This window comes from Priestia sp. YIM B13491, from assembly GCF_042787605.1.
GTDB classification, from domain to species: domain Bacteria; phylum Bacillota; class Bacilli; order Bacillales; family Bacillaceae_H; genus Priestia; species Priestia megaterium_E.
On sequence record NZ_JBHZOR010000008.1, the window covers coordinates 99,644 to 122,555 of the forward strand.

Below are 22,912 nucleotides of genomic sequence, written 5' to 3' on the forward strand. Positions count from 1 at the left end.
TGCTAAAATCGAATACGTATGAAATAAAACAGAGGTGATTTACGTTGGAAGATGCGTCTATATTGCTAGTTGATGATGAAATTGCCATCGTCAAAATGCTGGAGACAGTATTAAAAAAAGAAGGATTCAACAAAATTTATAAAGCTCACACCGCTCAAGAAGCGCTGGATGTTTTACATAATCAAACAATTGATATTATTTTGTTGGACGTAATGCTTCCCGATCAAAGCGGATTTGATATCTGTCCTAAAATTCGTGAGCTCTCAAACGCGTATATTTTATTCATAACAGCCAAAGTATCCGACCTGGATGTACTAACGGGTTTCGCCATGGGAGGGGACGACTACGTAACTAAGCCGTTTAATCCTTTAGAAATTGCAGCACGAATTAAAGCACGACTGCGCAGAAAGCAAGCGCTGACTGAAGGAACTTCTATAAGAACGGAACCACAATCGTCAAATCGCTATGAGTTTGATCGTTTTACTGTAGATGAATCGGCGGGAGAACTCATTGTGGACGGTCAAACGGTTTCTTGCCCCGCACAAGTGTTTTTATTGCTTCTTCACTTTTGTAAAAATATGAATATTGTTCTTTCTAAATCACAGCTGCTTGAAGCCGTCTGGGGATATAACCAGTTCGTAGACGACAATACGGTAACCGTACACATTCGAAGAATTAGAGAAAGAATCGAAGATAACCCTAGCAGTCCAAAGCATTTAGTTACGGTACGAGGGCTTGGATATAAATTAGTGAACGGAAAAGCGCTATGAAATCAATTAAAAGAAGATTGACCTTTCATTTTTCGTTTCAGTTTATCGCAGTTATTGCATGTGTTTGCTCCATTCTTTTTTGCGCTTTAATATTTCTAGGCTATTACCTTACAAAGCAAGATATCAAAAGAGACTTGCCCTCTGGGTCACTTAGTGTATTAACTACGGACACAACGGTTAAAAACGGGAAAGCGAACGTTTCAGAAGATTTAGCGAAACAGCTTAAACAAGAAGGACTATGGTATCAAGTGCTGAACAAACAAGGAAAAGTAATTGGAGAAATTAACTCACCAAAAGACTTGCCCCACCAATACGGTCTTTCCGAATTATTAGAAATGGATAAAACCAAGAAATTTAGAGGCTATAGTGTAGTAACAGAACTTGATACCTTTTTGACTACACCTACTTATTATATTTTGGGCTATAAAAGTGATTTAAAAGACCAGCTATATGCTATGTATGTTAACTATAATAAAGAAGGTGTGCCTCCAAAAAGCGATATCCCTCTTATCAAAAAGGCATTAAAAGAAAAAAATGCTTCGCTTCAAATTTTAAATGATAAAGGTGATATCTTAGCTTCAATTAGAATGTCCAAAGAAAAAACACGTTACGATCCTTTAGAAATTATTTCCCGAAAAATTGAACAAGATAAATATGATTCAACGGCTACTGTATTCCATGACTCGAAGAAGAAAGTTTCATGGATTTTTTACACTCCTAATAATTACCACAGTATAACCGATGAATCTATTATTCGAACAGCTTGGATGATCTCCATTATCGTAGCTATTTCTGTTCTTATAGCCACTATCACTTTCTCCATCTGGAACGCTTTTCGTTACGGTGGCCCCTTACTTCTCTTCACCAGCTGGCTCGGGCGCATGGGAAGCGGAAACTATTCAGAAGTGCTAACAGAAAAAGAGCGGAAGCGGGTCTTTCGGAAGAATGGAAAGGTACGCTTACAATATCGTTTGTATTCAGAAGTAATCACAGCTTTTTATGAGATGGCGGAGCAGCTTAGCTTAGCTGAAAAAGAACGAAAGCAGCTAGAAACTACTCGCGAAGAATGGATGACGGGAATATCACATGATTTGCGCACACCTCTTTCGACGATTCAAGGATATGGGCATATGCTTGAAAGCGGCCATTACAATTGGAACGAAGAAGAGTTAAAAGAAATTGGCCAAACACTCCGTGATAAAAGTGAATACATGGTGGAGCTTGTAGAGGATTTTTCATTGGCCTTTAAGCTTAAGAATAACGTGGTTGTTTTAGAAACCAAAAAAGTGGACGTTCATCAACTACTTCAGCATATTGTGTTAAAATTCGTTAACGATAGAACCATTGAAAATGTTCACTTCTCTTATGTGCCTGCTCATCTTCAACCTTTTATTCAAGCTGATCCGCGCTGGTTTGAACGAATGCTTGATAATTTAATTTTTAATGCTATTAAACATAACCCTAAGAACACTACCATTACAATTTCGACCGCGATAAAAAGTGACCGCGTCTTGATTACAATTCAAGATGATGGAATTGGAATGGATGAAGAAACGCAGAAAAATTTATTTGACCGCTATTACCGCGGCACAAATACAACCGAAAAAACAGAAGGTGCTGGACTTGGCATGAGCATCGCAAAAGCTATTTGTGAACTTCATAAAGGCCATATCGAAGTAAGATCTACTCTTCACGAAGGCACTGCCATTATCTTGCACCTTCCTCTTTCAGCAGATCGGCAGCCGGACTAACCTCCGGCTGTTTTTATACACCTCCAATCTCTCCGTGCTATAATGTACGCAGCTATACATAGACACAAGGGGGAATTTTCGTTGAGTAAAGGCAGAATTTTAATAGTAGAAGATGAGCGCAAAATTGCTCGTTTAATTCAACTCGAGCTTGAACATGAAGGGTACGAAACGGGCATAGCTTACACGGGAACAGAAGGATTGGCAGAGTTTCAAGAACACGATTGGGATTTGCTGCTTTTAGATGTGATGCTTCCTGAACTGAGCGGACTCGAAGTACTTCGTCGCATTCGAGCAAATGATGATCAAACGCCCGTTATCTTATTAACAGCTCGAGACGCCCTTCCTGATAAGGTAAGCGGACTAGATTTAGGAGCAAACGACTACATTACAAAGCCTTTTCAAATTGAAGAGCTTTTTGCACGCATTCGCGTATGGCTTCGCCATCCCGCATCAACATCGACTGCTGAACAAGAAACAGCAACTCTTCAACTAGGGAATTTAGTCGTTAACGAAAAAACGCGAGAAGTTACGCGTGAAAATGAAGCTATTGAGCTGACTCCTAAAGAATATGACTTACTTGTCTATATGCTTCAAAACAAAAATCAAGTGCTGAGCTTTGAACAGCTTCTTACAAACGTTTGGGGATTTGATTATTACGGAGACACAAATATTGTATACGTATACATTCGTTATTTACGTAAAAAGATTGATGCTTCATTTTCAACTCCTTACATTCAAACAGTGCGCGGCGTTGGCTACATGCTGAAGGAGTAGCTTATGAAACTACAAACAAAGATTATTCTTACATCAACTGCGCTGCTTTTTATTCTGCTAGTAATTGCAAACAGTTCGATTTACTTCATTTTCAAGAAGACCATGGAAGACAACGCAATTGAACGTTTGCAAGCAGAAACAAGCAATGTAACAAATGGGCTAAAGCAAACGAGTGCGACGGTTAAACAAGCCAACTTGCTTCGTGCCTATTTGCCCCCTAACGGAATGATTCGTATTTTACCCAAATTCGGCAGTCCTTTAGTTGTATCCGTTACGGATCAAACGAAAGAGCTTCAGGACTTACCTTATTCCTATTATTCAAATGAACAAACAAGCATCAAAGAAGATGACGGCCATCTATACGCGATTTCACACACCCCTGTCATTTGGACGAACGGTGAAGTTGTTTCTTTGGAAGTCACGGAACAACTGGCAGATGTGGAACAATCTCTGCAGACATTAAAATTTATCTTGCTCATTGCCTCTCTTGTTATATTAATTCCAACCATATTTGCTGGACGGCTTTTAAGTAAAATTATTTTGCGGCCTATCAAATCTCTTATTCATACTATGGAAGAAATTCAAGTGTCTCGCACATTCAAAAAGATTGACCTCTCTTCTCCTTCTAAAGATGAGTTAGATCAAATGGCCAACACCTTCAATAATATGATGGATTTATTAGAGGAAAACTATAAAAAGCAAGAGCAGTTCGTATCCGATGCTTCTCATGAATTAAAAACACCCCTGACCGTTGTAGAAAGCTATGCCAATATGCTAAAACGATGGGGAATGAAGCGGCCTGATATTTTAGAAGAAGCCATCGAAGCCATTCACTCTGAGTCTTTACGCATGAAACAGCTTACGTCTCAAATGCTGGTGCTTGCGAAAGATGAGTCGCAGCGGGAGCTTCACATGGAACACGTAGATGCGGCGGCCGTCTGTAACCAAACAATTAAGCATCTAGAACGAGCTTTTGAACGAACCATTTATTTAAATATAAAAACGGATCATCCCGTCGTAACAGCGGATGAAAAACGCTTAAAGCAGCTGCTGTACATCCTCTTAGATAATGCCATTAAATATAGTGAAAAAGCGGTAGAGGTAACCATAACAAGAAGCGAAAGCTTTATGATTACGGTCACAGATCAAGGAATTGGTATTCCAAAAGAAGACTTATCAAACGTGTATGAACGCTTTTTTCGCGTAGATAAAGCAAGAAATCGAGAAACCGGTGGTTCTGGACTTGGATTATCCATTGCTCGAAAGATTGTAGAAGCTCATAGCGGGCGTATTGAGATTAACAGCCAAGAAGGAAAAGGGACATCAGTGAAGGTTTGCTTTCCTCTTTGATTTCTCGCCTTTTCTTAGAGATTTTTAAGAATTGCCTGCTATACTACTTTTTAAGATACTGGAGGTGAATGTATGAAGAAAACGGTGCTTTTTATACTTATTTTTCTTGCTGTTGGTTCAGCTTGCTTTTACGGAATAGCAAAAGCAGTGAATCGGCCTGATACAATTTTATCCGAATCTGACGTCAGCATTATGATTCAGCAAAAATATGGCGGCACTATTGAAAATGCAAGCTTTTCCCAAAAAGATGATGAACCGATTTATCGAATCACTTTGCTTAAAAATGATATTCCATACCACATCACAGTAAATGGAGAAAATGGAGAAGTCCATTCATTAATCAAACAAAAAGTAAAGAAACAAACGTCTACTCAAACTAAAAATAATATAGAAGAAGAGCAAAAAAAGAGCGAGCAGCCACCAGTTTCTCTTACATCCGACGAGCCTCTCATTTCAATGGAACAAGCAAGAGACATTGCTTTACAAAAAGTAAAAGGAACGTTTTCCTCAGTTGAAATAGAAGAGGAAGAAGGCCAAACCTTCTACGAAGTCGAAATTGATCAGTCTAAAACAAGAGAAGCTAAAGTGATGATCAATGCTTACTCCGGACATGTAGATTCCATCACCTATGAAAATGACGATGATTAAAAGTACAGCGGAAAGCTGTGCTTTTTTTATCTATTTTTATTTATTTCTAAGAAAATTTTAAACTTCTTCTTCTTTTCCTTTAAAGTTCATTGGCTAAGATAGTCTTAACAACAAATCGAGGAGGCCATAACATATGAAAGTTATTACAACCGTTTTAGCCAGTGCAGTACTAGTCGGTGGATTAGGTGCAAGCGCATACGCAATGACAGATCAGTCTAAAAGCAATGATAAGAAGCAAACCACAACGATTGAAGAAGCAAAGGCAAAAGACATTGCCCTTCAAAAAACAGATGGCGGCGACATTACAAATATCCAATTAGCCATAGATGACGGCGTTAAACAATATGAAATAGACATCACAAAAGGTAATAAAGAATACGATGTAGACATTGACAGCAGCAGCGGTAAAATCATTGAATTTGATGAAGAGCAAAAAGACGATGAAGATGAGAAAGAAGAGGAACTTCAAAACATTTCCCCTGCTATTTCATTAGATCAAGCGATAAAAACAGCTTTAAAGAGTGCTAAAGGAACCGTCAATGAAACGGATCTAGACCAAGAAAACAACCGTTTAGTATATGAAATTGAAATTGACACAGCTGATAAACGTGAAGCAACTGTTTCAGTAGATGCCAAAAACGGCGGCGTAATCAGTGTAGAACTAGATGATTAATAGAAAAAGCACACTCCAAAAGGAGTGTGCTTCTTTTTTTATACCGCTAATTTAATAACCGTTAATACAATACCAATCAAGAATCCACATAGAGCTCCGTTCACTCGAATCCACTGCAAATCTTTTCCGACATTGTTTTCCATCATATCCACAAGTGTTTCATCATCTAATTTATCTAAGTTTTCTTGAACAAGCTGTCCAATTTTCGAATGATTCTCTTCTACAAAGCTCATGATTTGCTTTTGAATAGCCGTATCAATTGCTTCTTGACGCTGTGCATCCTCTTCAAGAGCATTCAGCCAGCTCTCTACGTAAGGAACCGCGTAGCTTTTCATAAATTCAGGGCTTTCAATGAATGCTGTCACTTTCGCTTTCATTTTATCGACGATTTCTGTTAATTTATTCGTTACATTTAATTCATTAATCGTTTTTTGTTTCCATGCTTCTAATTTTTCAAGAAGTTCTTCATTCTGCTCCAAGCCTTGCAGCTCTTTTCTCATTCCATTTACCAAAGCAAGGCGGTATTCATCATCTTCGTTACGAAGACGTCCTGTAATAGAAAGCAATAAATTTTGCAAAATAGATCCTAGCTTCTCTTCATTAATCATGCTTTGAAATGATTTGAGAGCGAATTGTAAAATACCATCAAGCTCAATATTATCAAGCGCATTTTTAGCAATACTTCCGAGCTGATACTGCGTTTCTTCTTTTTTAATCCAGCTCTCCCCTTTATTTAAAAGAACATCAAGCGCTTTTTCATCATACTGATTTTTTACCACTTCTCCAACAATCGAATGCACAATAGGCTTTAACTCTATTGCTAAAAGCGATGATTTGAGCTCTTTTTCAATAATAGGAACGACTTTCTCTGTATCCACACGATTAATCGCATCAACAAGCAGTGCTGTTCCTTTTTGTTGAATTGTTTCCGAATGAACACCTTTTCGAACAATCGGAAGCAAACGCTGTGTAAACGCAATTCTTTTTACTTTTTCTTGAATACTTTCTTTTGACAGCCAGTCGTTTTCAAGCGTTGAGACTAGCCCTCTTGTAATACGCTGTCTGTTTTTAGGAAGCAGCGCAGTGTGTGGAATAGGAATGCCTAAAGGGTGACGAAAAAGAGCCGTAACGGCAAACCAATCCGCTAATCCGCCGACTAACCCAGCTTCGAACCCACCTTGAAGCAACCGACCCCAAATTGAATCACCAAAAGGCATTGTGGCAACGAAGCCCACTCCCATAATCGCCAAAGAAATCACGGCTAAGTGCTTTGATTTCTTCTTTGGGTTTGTTGTAAATACATTATTTGATTCCATTATAGTCCTCATCCTTTATTTATTTAACTAAACATTTCATCTAGAAATATGTAACGTGATACAGAAACTTCCACAAAAAAAGAAAGACAAGCTTTTACCCTCGTCTTTCTAGTATATTGCCTTTTTGCTATACTTCAAACTTTTTTTCTTTTCGACTTTTATTAATAAATGAAAAAATGAGGAGTACGACCAAGATAACCGCACATACGCTGGATCCAATCACATTGTTTTTATTAAACATAAATGATACAAAAATAACAAGCAGTGCTGCTGTTGCAAAAAGCGTTGTATAAGGAAACCACTTTAATGCGAAAAACGGCTTTTCTTTATACCCTTTACGCAGCTTTAATTGAGCTAAACAAATGCTTACCCAAATAAGAATAATCGTGAAGCCCGGAATGGTCATTAAATAACTAATTACATTATCCGGTGTTTTATAAGCTAAAAACACACCCATTAAAATACAAACAGCCGTAATCATTAAACCATTAATCGGAATACCGTTTTTTGAAACTTTTAAGAAGCGCTTTGATGCTTCTCCGCTTTGAGCCATAGCATAGAGCGTACGCGAAGTTGCATACATCCCTGAATTCGCTGCTGATAAAACGGCCGTCAATAAAACGAAGTTCATAATATGAGCCGCACCCGGCAGTCCGGTGATACTAAACACTTGGACAAATGGACTGTCCTGTCCGGACACAGAATTCCAGGGCATAAGGCCGCAAATAATTAAAATAGGCAAAATGTAAAAACCAATCACTCGCCATACTGTGCCTTTAATCACTTTCGGTAAGACGTTTTTCACATCTTTTGTTTCCGTTACGGCCACACCAATTAATTCAGCTCCGCCGTAAGAGAACATCACAATTAAAAAGGCACTCAGCACACCGCTCATGCCGTGAGGGAAAAAGCCTCCATGAGCCGTATAATTTGCCCAAGGGTTTTGCACATCACTTGGAATTACACCGAATAAAATGAAAGCTCCCAAAATGATAAAAGCAGTAAGAGCAATTACTTTAATACCGGCAAACCAAAACTCAATTTCTCCGTAATACTTCACTTGAAATAAATTCATCCCTACAATTAGCACTGCACAGAGAAAGCTTAAGAGCCAAAGAGGTACAGAAGGGAACCAAAACTTCAAAAAGCTTCCTCCCGCAAGCAGTTCAACAACTGTCACGACAATCCAATTCACCCAGTACAGCCACCCTACAATAAAAGAGGTTTGCGTACCGAATGCCTTATGCACTAAATTTTGTACGTTCATATTCGGATAGACAATTGCCATCTCTGCCAATGCTGTCATTACAATAAATAAGATAAGACCGCCAAATAAATACGCCAGTACAACACTTGGTCCTGCAATACCTAGCGTATCAGCACTGCCTTTAAAAATGCCTGTCCCAATCATACCGGCAAGCGCAATGAGCTGCACATGACGAGGCAACAGACCTTTTTTTAAATTTTGATCTTGTTTTTCCATGATGCCCGTCCCTTCTGTTCATTTTACGTGTTAGTTTAACCAAATCACTTCTTGCGCAAAAACCCCTACCGGATATTCAGTAGGGGGTGAACCAACACTGTTTTTCTTCTCTATGATGAATGAAAATGATCTGATTTTACCACTGTTACTTTAGTCATTTTATGCGTTGAATCAATACATTGTCAATGTTATTTATTTTCCAAAAATAAAGTCAAAAGAGTATCTACACCCTTTTGACTTCTAGTCTTCTTGCAATGATAGATAAAGCATAGTTTACAATAAAATACATCATCGCGATGATCAAAAACATTGGGACTACGTAGCTTTGTTTCTGTCCGTAAATGATTTGAGCGTTATGCAGCAAATCAGGAAGTGCGATCACTACTGCAAGCGACGTATCTTTTAATAAGGAAATAAATTGACTAACTAAAGGAGGCACCATTCTCCGCAAAGCTTGAGGCAGCACAACGAAACGAAGCGTTTGATAATAGTTTAAACCTGATGATCGCGCCGCTTCGATTTGTCCTTTTTCAATTGATTTTAATCCGCTTCGGATAATCTCTGAAATCATAGCAGATTCAAATACAGTGAGGGCCACAATCGCTGCTGACGTAATTTCCATATCAATTCCGATTTCAGGTAAAGCAAAGTATGTAAAAAAGATGATTAAAAGCAGCGGCAAATTCCGGATAATTTCTACGATAAAAGCAAGTACATGAGACAGAACTGGAATGCGGGCATACCTTAAAATACCTACTATACTTCCAATAAGAAAACTTAATACAATCGAAATGAATGCTACTTTTAAAGTGACCCAAAATCCTTCCATTAAGAAGGAAAGGTGATCAGGAGAATAAGCACCCATAAAATCCATCACTTTCACTCCTTTCAGCTTATTTTACCAAGACGTTTCTCAAGATAACCAACTCCTAAGCTTAACGGAATCGTTAGAACTAAATAGAACAGAGCCACAAAAATATACACATCAAACACTACGTAAGTTTGAGAGGAAACAAGATCTGCCTGATACATTAAATCAAAACCAGCAACAATCCCTAACACCGATGAGTTTTTGACTAAATTAATGAATTGATTCCCAAGAGGAGGAATGACGATTTTAATGGCTTGAGGCAATACAATGAACCGCATCGCCTGACCGTACGTAAGGCCAGATGAACGTGCCGCTTCAAGCTGCCCTTTTGGAACTGCCATAATTCCCGCTCGTATGGCTTCGGCTATAAAAGCTGCCGTATAAATAGTTAGTCCCAGCACTCCTGCCACTGTACCGCTGATTCCCGCCACAATAAAAATAAAAAAGACGATAACCACAAGGGGAATATTTCGAATGAACTCTACATAGACCGTACCAATTACATTTACTATTTTGAGAGGGGCTATTCGCATTACCGCAATGATCGTACCGAGTGCAAAGCTGGCGACTAAAGCGATCAGACTGGCAATAATAGTGTATTTAAATCCTTCTAAATAAAGATCCATATTGTCCGTCAGAATTGAAAAATCCAACAATTTTCTTCCTCCTTTCAACTAAACAAGCAGGATGAGCATAATGCTGCTCATCCTGAGAAAAGAAAACTGTACGCTTATTATTTGATCCACTTGTCGTGAATTTCATCATATTTTCCAGAGTCTTTTATCTTTTTAAGCGCATCGTTTAATGCATCTACAAGCTCTTTGTTTCCTTTTTTCACAGCAATGCCATAAGGCTCTTCTGTGAACGGCTTTCCTACTAACTCATAAGAAGGATCTTCATCAGCCATTCCATAAAGAATAGCATCATCAGTTGTTAAAGCATCTCCTTGCTTAGATTTTAAAGCTGTAAATGCTTCTGCATAGTTTTCAAACTCTAATACCGTTGTCTCTGGTGCTTTTTCGCGAATATTAATAGCTGAAGTTGATCCTTTAACAGCCAACACTTTAGTACCTTTCTTCAAATCATCAACGCTCTTAATTTTACTGCCTTTTTTCACAAGCAGAGACTGGCCAGCTTGGAAATATACATCCGTAAAGTCTACTTCTTTTTTACGTTCATCTGTAATAGTCATTGTTGCAACAACAGCATCAATATCTCCTTTTTGAAGAAGAGGAACCCTTGTTTTAGACGTAACTTCTTTAAATTCTACCTTGTTTTCATCGCCTAAAATCTCTTTAGCCAGCTGCTTAGAAATATCAACATCAAAACCTTCCACTTCACCCGTCTTCGGATTTTTTAATCCGAACAACCGCGTATCATTTTTAACTCCAATGACGATCTTCCCTCGGTCTTTGATTTCAGTGAGCGCATCTTTTTTAGCTGACGATCCACTCGTTTCTTCACTTTTCCCTCCACAAGCTGCTAACATCATAGCCGCTGCTAATGAAAGCACAGCTGCCTTTAAAAACGTTTTTGATTTTTTCATATTACTCCCCCTATTAAACAATTAATGATTTAAAATACGGCTAAGAAATAAACGTGCCCTTTCTTCTTGCGGGTTTTCGTAAAACTCAGCCGGAGTTGCCTCTTCCAAGATTTTTCCTTGATCCATAAATACAATGCGGTCCGCTACTTCTTTTGCAAACCCCATTTCATGAGTTACAACTACCATGGTCATTCCTTCTTTAGCCAATGTTTTCATGACATCCAGCACTTCTCCAATCATTTCTGGATCAAGAGCAGAAGTAGGCTCATCAAAAAGCATAATTTCTGGCTTCATCGCGAGTCCCCTCGCAATAGCTACACGCTGCTGCTGGCCGCCTGAAAGCTGGGACGGGTAGGCGTTAGCTTTTTCACCGATTCCGACTTTATCTAAATAGTATAGAGCTGTTTTCTTAGCTTCTTCTGACGACTGTCCCAATACTTTCATAGGTGCTAACGTGATATTTTCTAAAACCGTTTTGTGCGGATATAAATAAAAATGCTGAAACACCATACCTATATTGCGGCGCAGTTTATTAATATTTGTTTTTTTATCCGCGACCAATATATTATTTACCGTTAACTGTCCGTTAGATATTGTTTCTAAATAATTTATGCATCGCAGCATCGTGCTTTTACCCGAACCCGACGGTCCAATTACGACGACAACTTCCCCTTTTTTAATCGTTAAATTGATATCTTTTAATACGTGAAAGTCACCGTAATATTTATTCACTCCGTCAAAAACAATCATTTTCCCCCTCCTAATCTGCGAACAACAATAAATATTTAAATTTTAAAAATATTTAAAATATGTTAAAAATTATATTCTTACCCTTAAAGCAAAGTCAACAGTTGACAAATTATCTCTTTTTTGTAATCTAAATGAACTATCTTCAAATAAAATATGCTAGAAAAATAAAAGGCTTTGTTGGCATTTGCCGATATGTAAGGATACGTTCGCTAGGCTGAAGGTACTTGTATAAGCTTAATCAATAGATTATATTAGTTAACGCATATCTTTATACGAATTGTCTTTCATTTTTAGGGGGCAGTTCTCTCTAATCACCCCTTTTTCTAATTATCCGTCTATATTTTTATTATATTAGTATATATAATTCTCTTAACAGTAAATTAATAAAAAAAGAAATTACAAGCTTCTATTCGTGTTAGAGGTTCTGACATAGATATAGTAAAATTATATTATCCTTCTAAAAAAACACACGTTTTGTTAACGTGTGTGGTCTTTTATATTTTCCGGACTCATTTGAAAATGCGGATAGTCTTTAAAACCTTGCCAATCTCCTCCCCATTCAAACCCTAAACTTTTTGCAATGTCTACAACTTCCATCCAATCAGACTGATTGTTGTTATTACCGTCATATTTCATGTCCCAAATAACTCGCCCGTCTTTTAACTGAATAGCAAAATCAATAGCTAATCCGTAATTGTGATAAGACTGGCCGCCCTTTGAGTAGGTAACAATATTACCTTCTTCCGTCCTGCCTTTTGCATAAAGCTTATCTTGTTCTTCTTTTGAACGGAAACCTTCCGTAATGACAATCGAGATTCCTTGGTCACTTGCTTGTTGAACAATTTTATTTTTCTTTTCTTCTACGACAGGATGCAACTCAGTTGCTCCTGAAAAATCTTCTAGCCTTGGACCAGGCTTTAACTCATCGCGAAACAAAAATACCAGGCTTACCGCTATTACAACTATCAAAGCTATTGCCAATTTTTTAAGAACGTTCATCTATATAAAGTCTCCATTCTTTTTTGCTGCTGTTTAGATAAAATCATATCGAATTTCATTTTGTTATCCAATAAAAGAGCTGTATTGTTCAACAAACGTCTATATTTTTTCGTTTTTTATCTATTTTCACCATTTTTTCACTATTGGTGGTTACATTAACAATTGTGGACAGCTCTGTACCACACCCCTATAACTTTTAAGGAGTGACAACAGCATGAAAAAGAAACTATTCGGTTATATCATGGCAAGCGGTTTAACACTAGGAGTTATGGCCGCTGCAAATTCCACGGCATTTGCAGCAAGCAAAGATGAAACAAGCTCTTCAACAGTTGTAGAGCGAACAAGTGGCAGTACAACAAATACGGATGATGCAACACAACAAAAAGTTGATGATATTATGAAAAAAGCACAGGAAAAATTACAGAAGCTCGGCGTAAGCTTGCCTCAGCACAAAGAAGGCCCTTTCAGCAATCTAGATGCAGCTACTAAAGAAAAAGCGAAAGCTATCATGAATCAGTTGCGCGACGGCACCCTGACTAAGGAACAAGCGGAAGCCAAATTAAAAGAACTGGGCGTGAACTTGCCTGAACATAAAGGCGGTCCTTTTAACAATTTAGATGCGGCTACAAAGAAAAAAGCGAAAGCTATTATGGATCAGCTTCGCGACGGCACCCTGACTAAGGAACAAGCGGAAGCCAAATTAAAAGAACTGGGCGTGAATTTTCCTGAACATAAAGGCGGTCCTTTTAACAATTTAGATGCGGCTACAAAGAAAAAAGCGAAAGCTATTATGGATCAGCTTCGCGACGGCACCCTGACTAAGGAACAAGCGGAAGCCAAATTAAAAGAACTGGGCGTGAATTTTCCTGNAAGAAAAAAGCGAAAGCTATTATGGATCAGCATCGCGACGGCACCCTGACTAAAGAACAAGCGGAAGCCAAATTAAAAGAACTGGGCGTGAATTTTCCTGCTAAAAAGAAAGATTTTCTAAGCGGGGTAGATGCTGAAACAAAAGCGAAAGCTGAAACCATTTTGGAAAATGCAAAAAAAGAAATTCAAAAGCTTGGCGTTACAATGCCGTTTGAAAATCATGAGCACAAAGCTCAATAACAAAAAAAGCTACTTGGCTATTGAAAGCCAAGTAGCTTTTTTATGATGCAGTTTTCCTTCTCACTAACGTCATGTACACACCTAATGCTAATAAATCACAGACCATAATCACAATGCCCATCGGCAGAGCATTTTGCCCTCCTCCAAGACCAACAAGAGGAGCTACGGCTGCTCCGAGCAAGAACGGAAGCAACCCTAGAAGCGCTGAAGCACTTCCCGCGTTCGAAGCTTGATTTTCCATAGCGAGTGAAAAAACAGTTGTGTTCACAATTCCTACGCTCGATACTACAAAGAAAAGCAAGATGCAGACCAAAATAACGGACATGTGAGTAGCAATCACGGCCACTAAAAGCACGCTTCCAACAGCTGCTTGAAGCAATCCATACATAAGAAGAGTAGCTTCTTTTATTTTACCCGCTAAACGTCCTGTCACTTGAGTAGCTATAATGAGTCCAAAACCGTTAATCGCAAAAACAAAGCTGAACATCTGCGGAGACAGGCCATAAATGTCTTGAAGGACAAATGTAGAACCTGAAATATAAGCAAACATGGCACTCATAATAAAACCTTGCGCCAGCGCATATCCCACAAAGACACCATCTTTTAGCAATACGCCAAACGTACGCAGTACTTCTGTTAATCCACCTTCTTTACGGCGTTCGAGCGGAAGCGTTTCTTTTAAACCAAATAAAACGGCAAAAAACATTAGTGCACCAATCACTGCTAGCACACCAAATACTCCTCGCCACGACATAACCGTCAGCAGCTGTCCACCAGCAACCGGAGCTAAAATAGGAGCTAATCCATTTACAAGCATGAGCATGGAGAAAAACTTTGTTAAATCCGAACCTGAAAACAAGTCTCGCACGCTCGCTCTTGAAATAACCATTCCTGCTGCTCCTGCCATACCTTGAATGAATCGCAAAACGATAAAAATCCAAATAGACGGTGCAAACACGCATAAAACAGATGCAACTGCATAGGTGATTAATGCTGCTACAAGCGGCTTTTTTCTTCCGCGAATATCACTGAATGGCCCCATGACCACTTGCCCAAATGCTAAGCCCAATAAGCAAGCTGTCAGACTGACCTGCGCTAAAGAAGCGGAAGTATGCAATTCTTTAGCAAGCGTCGGCAGCGCTGGCAAATACATATCAATTGATAATGGTCCAAATGCGCTCAGTGAACCCAAAATTAAAATAAATAAAATGCGATTTCCTCGGCTTAAAGACATTCCTTGGGAAATACTTTGCTGATTCATCTATTGTTGTCTCTCCCTTCAGCAGTTTTACAATAGTCTCATCTTAAACCCTCCAGCTACTGGATAGTCAAGACGTAATTCGAATTTGAATTTCCGTCAGCCGCTCTTCTTCATGATGAGAAATAAAGGAATCTACAATCCGCCGAATTAAGAAAGGACCTTCTGCTTTGTATCCTTCGGCTTTAATAAAGTTCAGTAACGCATCGTAATAGACTCCTGTGGTATCTCTCTTTTCTCTCATATAAATAGATGCGTAATCGCCTTCAGGTATTAACGTAACGAGTTCATGCTTAAAAGAAACATCGCTTTCGACCAATAAAAAAATGCCATCGTAATCTGTAAATTGTTGTTTTTTCGTGTTTTCTACCGATAACATAAATCCTACTTTCCCAATCATAATCGGGGTAATATGGCTGATTTTCTTTTTTAAATCACGCAGAACACTTTCAGTACCATCTAACGTACCTACCTCCGCTTTTACTTGAACAACCTCACGAGAAGAAAGGTGTTTGATGAACGGGGCTCCTATTTGATTAATATGTCTCGTCTGTTCTAATTCCTTCATTCGAGTTGTTAACTGCGCATTCACTCTTTGAAGGTGACGAATTTTTTCTTTTGTTACCTGCTGATATTCCGCTAAAGTTTCAATAAATTCATCCAAGCTGCTGTGTTCCATCTTTCTTTTAATTTCTTTTAACGGAACTCCCATCAGCTTTAAATAGACAATGATATCTAATTTCTTAAATTGTTCTAACGTATAATATCGATAACCGGTTTGCGGATCAACTTCGTAAGGCTCGAACAGGCCAATTTCATCATAATAGCGAAGTGTTTTAACCGGAATATCATGCAGTCTGGCCATTTGTCCAATCGTAAATTTGTTTTGCACTATAAGTTCACCTTCTTTATGTAAAGCTGCTTGCGCTTAAAGCAAGCAACGCCTTAATTCTCATCATTCATTTAGTTCTTGTACAAGCTCTTCCACAATAAGATGTGCAGGGAGTTCTTTTGCCAGCGTAAATCCAGTTCCTGCCCACAAAGATGCATACTCTGGATTCTTCATTTGTGTAGCTTTTGAGCGAATAGGCTTTGTCATGTAATGAATATGAGGGTAGGCGGATGGTGCTGATTTATCATAGGAAATAAAAAAGGCATTCACAAATCCTCTAGCGCGTTTCCCTGTAAAAGCTCGGGTGACACCTGTTTCATTAAAACGCTTTTGAAGAATGCATTCTTTATGAAGAGCACTCGCTCCGCTTTCTGAACAACAAATAAAAGCCGTACCTAACTGAGCAGCAGAAGCTCCTTCTTGTAACACACGTTTAATGTCAGACCCCGTCATCAACCCTCCCGCAGCAATCAATGGGTTTTTGGTGATTGAGCGAACTTCTTTCAGCAACTTCATAAGCGGGTAATCCACCGAACTCTCTAAAAAAGTAGATCGATGGCCGCCGGCTTCAATGCCTTGCAAACATAGCGCATCCGCTCCTGCTTTCAAAGCCACTTCGGCTTCTTGAGGTGTTGTAATCGTAATGAAAACAAGGCTTCCAATTCCTTTTAAACTTGCTACAATCTCTCGATCCGGGCACCCAAATGTAAAGCTCACAGCAGGTACTCGATGTTTTTGAATGATGTCGAGCTTGGCACTCCATTCATCATCATCATTCTTTGGTATACCAACTTGACACTCCAAATATCCAGCTGCTTTTGACAGTTCTTTTTGATAACAATCAAGTGCATCAACTGCTACTTTTTCATTTGTCGGAACAAACAGATTCACTCCAAAAGGTTTTTTCGTAAGTGAGTGCATCTCTATAATTTCCTGCTCCAATTCACGCGCACTTTTATATCCCGCAGCTAAAAACCCTAGCCCTCCGCTATTAGATACTGCTGCAGCTAGTTTAGGCGTCGAAACTCCTCCTGCCATGGGAGCTTGTACAATTGGATACTCACATATATTTTCCACACTTATCACCTCAGCCTTTCATGCGTTCTCTCTTCATTCTACTATAATCCCAGAAAAAAAAGCCCTCCAAAAGGACTTTTCTTCCATATATAGATAGATTATAAATGATGCTAAGGAACGCACACTACCTGACTATTCCCTCAAAGATTCACCTATGCGGATGGCACTAACCCCGCAAGGGAAGTGACATCCGCTTAGATTTGAAAGCCAGACCTGATTGTTCTTTGATCAGGTCTGGTTTTCTACATCGATTACTTATAGTGGAGGAACTTTACGCATACAGCTTCTGGAACCGTAACGTTAGATTGAAGAAGCGTTAGCTTTCCACTTTCTTGGTCTCTTTCAAACAGTACCAAGTTTCCTGTTTCTTGATTAGACGCTACAATAAATTGTTCCGTTGGATCCAAAACAAAATCGCGCGGCCAGTCGCCTTCAGTACCTGTCCATTCTACGAATGTTAACTGTCCAGAATCCTGATCTACTTTGAATGTTGCAATCGAGTTATGTCCGCGGTTTCCTGCATAGACAAAGCGGCCATCTGAAGAAATATGGATCGCACTCCCTTGATTATTTTCTGTAAAATCAGCCGGGATCGCTAAAGTAGCTTGTTGTTGAGTAAAGCTTCCTTTGCTTTCGTCATAAGTTAAAAATAAAACTTCAGAGCTGAATTCTGTCATTGCATAGGCATAGCGGCCATTTGGATGGAACGTTAAATGTCTAGGGCCCGAACCAACAGATGTAGAAAGACTGTTGACTTCCTTCAATTTATTCTCTTCCACTTCATATGTCACGATTTCATCGATACCTAAGTCCACAACAGCCACGTGCTTTTCTCCAGGAGTAAAATCGGCATAGTGTACGTGTGGTTTTCCTTTTTGTCCTTTTTTGAGGTCTGAATGAGGATGTTCCACTACGGATGCTACATATTCAATTTCCCCTGTTTCTTCATTAACAGAATACGTCTCAACGCTCCCTTTATGAAAGTTAGCAGATAAAACAAGCGTATTATCTTCATTCACTGAAACATAGCAAGGAGGTGCGCCGTCTAGCAGCTGTTTGTTTACAAACTTTAGTTGCCCCGTGTTTGGATCAATCTTAAAAGCAGCTACTCCGCCTTTTTCTCCTTCTTTAATAACTGTATAAAGATGTTCGTTGTCTTTGCTTGCATTTAAGTATGTAGGATTTTCAATTTTAGCCACGGCTTTTACTTCTACAATCTTTTTAGCCTTTGTATCTAACGTAAATGTATAGACACCTTCACTGCCTGCTTTTGTATATGTACCTGCAAATCCAATAAATTTTCCATGTTCACTCATTTTCCTATACCCCTCCTAAAGAATTGTTTTGTTTCATTTATTTTACTATATCATACCGCATTTGTTATAGAGAATGCTCCAATTCAACGTTCATTTATCAGTTTTCCCTACATGCCTATCGTCAAACCCTTCCTTTTTAAGCCTGCATCTTGCATTTTCCTACCATTGGGCGTTATGATTAAGGATGATTTTATATCGCCCCATAGCAGACGGCTTCTGTATTTCTTGGATTTTCAAATAAAGAAAAATGAACTGATGAATAGTCGACTTTCATGGCTATAACCGCTGCTCAACTTTTTTCGTAAAGTTACATCAAAAAAGGAGTGAACAACAATGATCACATTAAAAAGTGAACGCGAAATTAATTTAATGCACGAAGCAGGTAAATTATTAGCTTCTTGTCATAAAGAAATCGCTAAAATGATCAAACCAGGCATAACAACAATGCAAATTGATAAATTTGTTGAAGAGTACTTAGCAAAGCACGGAGCAACACCGGAACAAAAAGGATACAAAGGATATCAATATGCAACGTGCGCTTCTTTAAATGATGAAATTTGCCACGGTTTTCCAACAACTAAACCGTTAAAAGACGGTGATATCGTAACCATTGATATGGTTGTAAATTTAAACGGAGGCTTAGCAGATTCAGCATGGACTCATACCGTTGGAGACATTTCAGACGAAGCACAGCGTCTAGTAGATGTTACATACGAAGCGCTTTTGAAAGGAATCGAGCAAGCACAGCCAGGAAATCGCACAGGTGACATCGGCCACGCTATTCAAAGCTATGTAGAAGGCGAAAAGTTCTCTGTGGTACGCGACTTCACAGGACACGGAATTGGAAATACCATGCACGAAGCACCTACCATTCTTCACTACGGAAAAGCTGGCAAAGGTACACGTTTAAAAGAAGGCATGGTGATTACAATTGAGCCAATGGTAAACGCTGGTACATGGCATTCTAAAATGGATAAAAACGGTTGGACGGCTCGTACAACAGACGGTAAATTATCCGCTCAATTTGAACATACACTTGCGATTACGAAAAACGGTCCTCTTATTTTAACAGCACATTAAAAAAACAGCCCTTTTGAGGCTGTTTTTTTAATGTAGAGGAAATTTAATAACAAAAACGGTGCCGCGGGAAGAAGTAGATAATAATTTAATCTGTCCTCCGTGGCTTTCTAGAATACGCTGAGCAATGGGCAGACCAAGACCTGTTCCGCTATCTTTTGAAGTGGAAAAAGGCTGGTACAGCGACTGCTGCATATGCAAAGGAATGCCTTTTCCAGTATCTTCAATGTATAGACAGTAGCTATCTTCATGAACCTGCGAGTAGATTGTAATGACTCCTTCTCCATCCATGGCTTCCATACTGTTTCGAATTAAATTATGAAGAACTTGTTTGATTTGTTTTTCATCTACCTTTAGTATATGCGGCTGCAGTTTCACATCGAAGATAAGCTTATCTTTTTCTGTAAATTTGCTTGAGTGAGTAATCAAAGGCAATAGCTCATTAATAATCTCCTGCATGCTGACTTTTTTCATCACCGGAGTCCCTGGTTTTGATAACAACAGCATTTCTTCAATGATGTAATTAATCCTCTCTAGCTCTTTCATAAGTAGAGGCAGGTAAAAACGCTTTTTCTCCTCATCAGAAAGAGACTGATTCATAAGAGATATAAATCCATGAATCACGGCAAGAGGATTACGAATCTCATGAGCAGCTCCGGCTGCCACTTCTCCAACCAGGGCAAGTTTCTCAGACTGATGCATTCGCTTTTCTAATTCTTCGGTATCCGATATATCAATGAAATAAAAAATCCTTCCAATGCTCTCGTTCTTCTCGTTAAACAGCTGCGTTTGAGAGGCTAAAAAGCAATAGCACGTCTTTTTTGTTCCAAATAATACTTTTTTATTTTCGTGAATTTCTCCCGAATTCAACATTCTCCAAAACTCAGTATTATATTCAGGACATTCCTCCATGTACCCGCAAATATCCTTTTCATCGAGATCTAAAAACTGCTTTGCTGAGGTATTGGCAAATATACTATTTGTCTCATCTTCCATTGTAATAATTCCAACAGGCAGTGAATTTAAGATCTGCTGGCGATACGCTTTATCTTTAATGATTTTCCAAAATGAATCTTCTAAACTAACCGACATTTGATTGATAGAAGCCGAAAGCTGCTTCAGCTCAATTTGCTTTGTGTCTTGAAGAACAAGACCGTATTCTCCGTCTGCAATGTCATTCACTTTTTCAATCATTTGTTCAATTGGTTTCGTAAGACTCGCACTCATGCGATATGAAGCATAGAGAGAAGCCACAATAGCACTTACTGTTAAAATTAATAATAAAATTAATGAATCCTTAATAATGACAGCCAGTGTATCTGATAGTGTATCAAGTGAATCAACCGTCTCCTCTTTTGAACTATTAATATCTTTTTTTATCTGATGCAAATCCGGCAAATAATTTCCCTTAAGATACTCTTTTGCTCCCTCTATATCTCCATACTTCAGCAGTCCTTGCACGTTATTAGAGATCTTAAAATCCAGCAGCTCAATTTTTTCTTTCAGTGGAATCAACGATTTTGGCACAGGCTGCTTATATCTTTCATTATTTTCGATAACTCGTGTATCATATGATTGATATTCTTCTATCAAAGAGACAGTGGGGTTCTTTAGATTATTTTTCACAATGTATTCTTTTATGTTCAGCTGCTCTTCCCAATAAGAAAGCCACACCATTTGAGGAACATCTTCATCTTTAATTTCGTTGCTTACATGATTCATTTTATCAACGGCATGCACTAAAACTAAAGAGAACCCGCTTAACATGAATGTAATCAAAAGAAGAATCGTTAATATTTGGCTACGGAATGACATGTTGCGAAATAATTGATTCATAATCATCTCTTTCTTTTTCATAGTTACTTCGGCTGTGTAGACATTCTAACTTTCGAATATAAAATTTGTTTTTCCCGTTTACTGTACATCGGTCCAAAAGGCGCAAGCTTATAAACACCGTCTCTGGCGTCAAGTTTGACTTCTCCAATTGGAAGACCCTTTTTACTGAAATAGTCTTTCATAATCACGTTGTAAGCTTGAGGAACATCATTGATCACACTTGTTAAAATAACAGACCTACCCATGTACGCCTGATCATCTAAATATCCTATTACGTACATTCCTTGTACTTTCGCTTCTTGAATAACTTCTTGATTATACGAATTTCCTTTAGCATAGACGATATCGACGCCTTCACCTTTTAACTCACGGAGCAGCTTTACTGCTTTTGCTCCATCGTCTCGGCTGTTTACAACTCGATAATAAAAAGCAATCGATGGATTATACGCTTTGATTCCTTGTTCAAATCCTAGATTCTTTTCTTTGGCAAATGTATCAATTAATCCAATTTTTTTCGTTTGTGTCTTCATGGCAGCTGCCGTACCTGCCAGATACTCTATTTTGGTTTGATCAAATGTATATACCGTTTGGTTTTTATAAGTTGAAGTACCGTGAATGGTGACGAAATGAACATGAGGATACTTAGGAGCGAGTTCTGTAAAAACGGTAGAAAATTCTCTTCCATGTCCAATTACGACTTTTGTTCCATTTTGAATAACTTTTTCAGCAGCTTCCTTCATTTTTTGGTTCGTATTTACTTCGCTAATAACTTGAGCCGAAACAGGGTACTGCTGCTCGATGTTGATTTTTCCTTTATAAGCTAGACTGCCCCAGCTTTGATCTGTCAGTACATCAGAGGTGAGAATTGCAACGCTTGTATTTTCTACTTTTTTTGTCGTTTGCTGACTTATAATCCCTTGTGTTTTCGAAACAATAATAATTAAAAACGAAGCGACAACAATCAGGGCAAGCAATAAAATCAGCCTTAACTGTCTTGATCGTTGCATAGACCTTCTCCTTTTTGTTTAGCATACTTTCATTATATAAAAAAAGCATCTAAAAAGACTACATCTTTAACGAAATTCCAACTTTTTTCGACATTTCTTTCATATCTTACCTTTTTTAATACTTTCACTCCAAAAGAAAAAGCAGAAAACATCTGTTTTCTGCTTCTGCCTTCAATCTTCATCTTTTACGTCCATATCTTCAGGGATTGGCTCATTTAAGTATTCTTCAATTTGTTTTTTGTACTTTTCCATTTGCTCTAAATGGGTGTTAAACTGCTCTTTATTTAATAAGTAGTTTTCACCATCAAATATAGCCCGTACTTTTCCTTCTTGAATCAACTTCTGTACATATTCTTCAGGAAAAGATAGATACTCTGCTGCTTCTTTTATCGTTAAATACATCCTGCT

At 38.5% G+C, this 22,912-nt stretch carries 22 protein-coding genes; 8 read left to right on the forward strand and 14 right to left on the reverse strand.

Annotation, left to right across the window (positions count from 1 at the left end):
- The first annotated feature begins 44 nt into the window (after positions 1-44).
- The 6 genes from ACFX4E_RS23175 to ACFX4E_RS23200 all read left to right on the forward strand — a co-directional run bounded on the left by ACFX4E_RS23175 (position 45) and on the right by ACFX4E_RS23200 (position 5,966).
- Positions 45-770 (forward strand): response regulator transcription factor, encoded by a 726-nt coding sequence (locus ACFX4E_RS23175; RefSeq protein WP_028410175.1) that lies wholly within the window; start codon positions 45-47, stop codon positions 768-770.
- On the forward strand, positions 767-2,521 hold the full coding sequence (locus ACFX4E_RS23180) for a sensor histidine kinase (protein ID WP_116516621.1): 1,755 nt from the start codon (positions 767-769) through the stop codon (positions 2,519-2,521). The genes ACFX4E_RS23175 and ACFX4E_RS23180 overlap by 4 nt, the downstream gene beginning before the upstream one ends.
- 42 nt (positions 2,522-2,563) lie before the next feature.
- On the forward strand, positions 2,564-3,295 hold the full coding sequence (locus ACFX4E_RS23185; RefSeq protein ID WP_276538749.1) for a response regulator transcription factor: 732 nt from the start codon (positions 2,564-2,566) through the stop codon (positions 3,293-3,295).
- Positions 3,296-3,298: 3 nt separating this feature from the next.
- Positions 3,299-4,645 carry a HAMP domain-containing sensor histidine kinase gene (locus ACFX4E_RS23190; RefSeq protein WP_377238701.1) on the forward strand — a complete coding sequence of 449 codons (1,347 nt, stop codon included), beginning with the start codon at positions 3,299-3,301 and terminating at the stop codon, positions 4,643-4,645.
- 72 nt (positions 4,646-4,717) lie between these two features.
- Positions 4,718-5,293 (forward strand): PepSY domain-containing protein, encoded by a 576-nt coding sequence (locus ACFX4E_RS23195; RefSeq protein WP_377238702.1) that lies wholly within the window; start codon positions 4,718-4,720, stop codon positions 5,291-5,293.
- Positions 5,294-5,426: 133 nt separating this feature from the next.
- The gene (locus ACFX4E_RS23200; protein WP_098248775.1) at positions 5,427-5,966 is read left to right on the forward strand and encodes a PepSY domain-containing protein; all 540 of its coding nucleotides are present in this window, start codon (positions 5,427-5,429) and stop codon (positions 5,964-5,966) included.
- Between the two features lie 38 nt (positions 5,967-6,004).
- Here the strand turns inward: ACFX4E_RS23200 and ACFX4E_RS23205 are convergent, their stop codons facing one another.
- The 7 genes from ACFX4E_RS23205 to ACFX4E_RS23235 all read right to left on the reverse strand — a co-directional run bounded on the left by ACFX4E_RS23205 (position 6,005) and on the right by ACFX4E_RS23235 (position 12,931).
- On the reverse strand, positions 6,005-7,282 hold the full coding sequence (locus tag ACFX4E_RS23205) for a DUF445 domain-containing protein (protein ID WP_377238704.1): 1,278 nt from the start codon (positions 7,280-7,282) through the stop codon (positions 6,005-6,007).
- Positions 7,283-7,409: 127 nt separating this feature from the next.
- Complete coding sequence (locus ACFX4E_RS23210; protein WP_013055076.1) at positions 7,410-8,765, reverse strand: amino acid permease; 1,356 nt, start codon at positions 8,763-8,765, stop codon at positions 7,410-7,412.
- A gap of 223 nt (positions 8,766-8,988) precedes the next feature.
- Positions 8,989-9,639, reverse strand: coding sequence for an amino acid ABC transporter permease (locus tag ACFX4E_RS23215; protein ID WP_013081471.1), 651 nt, complete (start codon positions 9,637-9,639; stop codon positions 8,989-8,991).
- Between the two features lie 14 nt (positions 9,640-9,653).
- Positions 9,654-10,292, reverse strand: a complete 639-nt coding sequence (locus ACFX4E_RS23220) for an amino acid ABC transporter permease (protein ID WP_377259218.1) — start codon at positions 10,290-10,292, stop codon at positions 9,654-9,656.
- A 77-nt stretch (positions 10,293-10,369) separates the two neighbouring features.
- Positions 10,370-11,182: a transporter substrate-binding domain-containing protein gene (locus tag ACFX4E_RS23225; protein WP_337134556.1), complete on the reverse strand. Its 813-nt coding sequence runs from the start codon at positions 11,180-11,182 to the stop codon at positions 10,370-10,372.
- A 21-nt stretch (positions 11,183-11,203) separates the two neighbouring features.
- A complete protein-coding gene (locus ACFX4E_RS23230; protein WP_028410185.1) occupies positions 11,204-11,932 on the reverse strand; it encodes an amino acid ABC transporter ATP-binding protein in 729 nt (242 codons plus the stop codon).
- A 477-nt stretch (positions 11,933-12,409) separates the two neighbouring features.
- Complete coding sequence (locus tag ACFX4E_RS23235; protein WP_098248770.1) at positions 12,410-12,931, reverse strand: M15 family metallopeptidase; 522 nt, start codon at positions 12,929-12,931, stop codon at positions 12,410-12,412.
- An 891-nt stretch (positions 12,932-13,822) separates the two neighbouring features.
- On the opposite strand from ACFX4E_RS23235, the gene ACFX4E_RS23245 reads away from it, so the two are divergent.
- Positions 13,823-14,041 (forward strand): hypothetical protein, encoded by a 219-nt coding sequence (locus tag ACFX4E_RS23245; protein WP_377579897.1) that lies wholly within the window; start codon positions 13,823-13,825, stop codon positions 14,039-14,041.
- A gap of 40 nt (positions 14,042-14,081) precedes the next feature.
- Here ACFX4E_RS23245 and ACFX4E_RS23250 read toward each other — a convergent pair whose 3' ends face one another.
- From ACFX4E_RS23250 to ACFX4E_RS23265, 4 genes are all read right to left on the reverse strand, one after another.
- Complete coding sequence (locus ACFX4E_RS23250) at positions 14,082-15,302, reverse strand: multidrug effflux MFS transporter (RefSeq protein WP_060746090.1); 1,221 nt, start codon at positions 15,300-15,302, stop codon at positions 14,082-14,084.
- Positions 15,303-15,369: 67 nt separating this feature from the next.
- The gene (locus ACFX4E_RS23255) at positions 15,370-16,191 is read right to left on the reverse strand and encodes a MerR family transcriptional regulator (RefSeq protein ID WP_098248768.1); all 822 of its coding nucleotides are present in this window, start codon (positions 16,189-16,191) and stop codon (positions 15,370-15,372) included.
- A 63-nt stretch (positions 16,192-16,254) separates the two neighbouring features.
- On the reverse strand, positions 16,255-17,268 hold the full coding sequence (locus tag ACFX4E_RS23260; RefSeq protein ID WP_252124012.1) for a nitronate monooxygenase: 1,014 nt from the start codon (positions 17,266-17,268) through the stop codon (positions 16,255-16,257).
- 251 nt (positions 17,269-17,519) lie between these two features.
- Entirely contained in the window at positions 17,520-18,584 is a 1,065-nt protein-coding gene (locus tag ACFX4E_RS23265) for a lactonase family protein (protein WP_025752899.1), read from the reverse strand.
- Between the two features lie 333 nt (positions 18,585-18,917).
- Between ACFX4E_RS23265 and map the strand changes: the two genes are divergently transcribed.
- On the forward strand, positions 18,918-19,664 hold the full coding sequence (gene map / locus ACFX4E_RS23270; RefSeq protein WP_025752900.1) for a type I methionyl aminopeptidase: 747 nt from the start codon (positions 18,918-18,920) through the stop codon (positions 19,662-19,664).
- Positions 19,665-19,691: 27 nt separating this feature from the next.
- Here the strand turns inward: map and ACFX4E_RS23275 are convergent, their stop codons facing one another.
- The 3 genes from ACFX4E_RS23275 to ACFX4E_RS23285 form a co-directional block, all read right to left on the reverse strand.
- On the reverse strand, positions 19,692-21,497 hold the full coding sequence (locus ACFX4E_RS23275) for an ATP-binding protein (protein ID WP_377238962.1): 1,806 nt from the start codon (positions 21,495-21,497) through the stop codon (positions 19,692-19,694).
- A 23-nt stretch (positions 21,498-21,520) separates the two neighbouring features.
- Complete coding sequence (locus tag ACFX4E_RS23280; RefSeq protein WP_028410193.1) at positions 21,521-22,504, reverse strand: BMP family ABC transporter substrate-binding protein; 984 nt, start codon at positions 22,502-22,504, stop codon at positions 21,521-21,523.
- A gap of 171 nt (positions 22,505-22,675) precedes the next feature.
- Positions 22,676-22,906: a helix-turn-helix domain-containing protein gene (locus tag ACFX4E_RS23285; RefSeq protein WP_013055062.1), complete on the reverse strand. Its 231-nt coding sequence runs from the start codon at positions 22,904-22,906 to the stop codon at positions 22,676-22,678.
- Between the last annotated feature and the right edge of the window lie 6 nt (positions 22,907-22,912).

Excerpts from the sequence above, each read along its gene's own strand:
- ACFX4E_RS23180 (WP_116516621.1), top strand. The coding sequence starts at position 767 with ATGAAATCAATTAAAAGAAGATTGACCTTTCATTTTTCGTTTCAGTTT.
- ACFX4E_RS23185 (WP_276538749.1), top strand. The coding sequence starts at position 2,564 with ATGTACGCAGCTATACATAGACACAAGGGGGAATTTTCGTTGAGTAAA.
- ACFX4E_RS23190 (WP_377238701.1), top strand. The coding sequence starts at position 3,299 with ATGAAACTACAAACAAAGATTATTCTTACATCAACTGCGCTGCTTTTT.
- ACFX4E_RS23195 (WP_377238702.1), top strand. The coding sequence starts at position 4,718 with ATGAAGAAAACGGTGCTTTTTATACTTATTTTTCTTGCTGTTGGTTCA.
- ACFX4E_RS23200 (WP_098248775.1), top strand. The coding sequence starts at position 5,427 with ATGAAAGTTATTACAACCGTTTTAGCCAGTGCAGTACTAGTCGGTGGA.
- ACFX4E_RS23205 (WP_377238704.1), bottom strand. The coding sequence starts at position 7,282 with ATGGAATCAAATAATGTATTTACAACAAACCCAAAGAAGAAATCAAAG.
- ACFX4E_RS23210 (WP_013055076.1), bottom strand. The coding sequence starts at position 8,765 with ATGGAAAAACAAGATCAAAATTTAAAAAAAGGTCTGTTGCCTCGTCAT.
- ACFX4E_RS23215 (WP_013081471.1), bottom strand. The coding sequence starts at position 9,639 with ATGGATTTTATGGGTGCTTATTCTCCTGATCACCTTTCCTTCTTAATG.
- ACFX4E_RS23225 (WP_337134556.1), bottom strand. The coding sequence starts at position 11,182 with ATGAAAAAATCAAAAACGTTTTTAAAGGCAGCTGTGCTTTCATTAGCA.
- ACFX4E_RS23230 (WP_028410185.1), bottom strand. The coding sequence starts at position 11,932 with ATGATTGTTTTTGACGGAGTGAATAAATATTACGGTGACTTTCACGTA.
- ACFX4E_RS23235 (WP_098248770.1), bottom strand. The coding sequence starts at position 12,931 with ATGAACGTTCTTAAAAAATTGGCAATAGCTTTGATAGTTGTAATAGCG.
- ACFX4E_RS23245 (WP_377579897.1), top strand. The coding sequence starts at position 13,823 with ATGGATCAGCATCGCGACGGCACCCTGACTAAAGAACAAGCGGAAGCC.
- ACFX4E_RS23250 (WP_060746090.1), bottom strand. The coding sequence starts at position 15,302 with ATGAATCAGCAAAGTATTTCCCAAGGAATGTCTTTAAGCCGAGGAAAT.
- ACFX4E_RS23265 (WP_025752899.1), bottom strand. The coding sequence starts at position 18,584 with ATGAGTGAACATGGAAAATTTATTGGATTTGCAGGTACATATACAAAA.
- map (WP_025752900.1), top strand. The coding sequence starts at position 18,918 with ATGATCACATTAAAAAGTGAACGCGAAATTAATTTAATGCACGAAGCA.
- ACFX4E_RS23275 (WP_377238962.1), bottom strand. The coding sequence starts at position 21,497 with ATGAATCAATTATTTCGCAACATGTCATTCCGTAGCCAAATATTAACG.
- ACFX4E_RS23280 (WP_028410193.1), bottom strand. The coding sequence starts at position 22,504 with ATGCAACGATCAAGACAGTTAAGGCTGATTTTATTGCTTGCCCTGATT.
- ACFX4E_RS23285 (WP_013055062.1), bottom strand. The coding sequence starts at position 22,906 with ATGTATTTAACGATAAAAGAAGCAGCAGAGTATCTATCTTTTCCTGAA.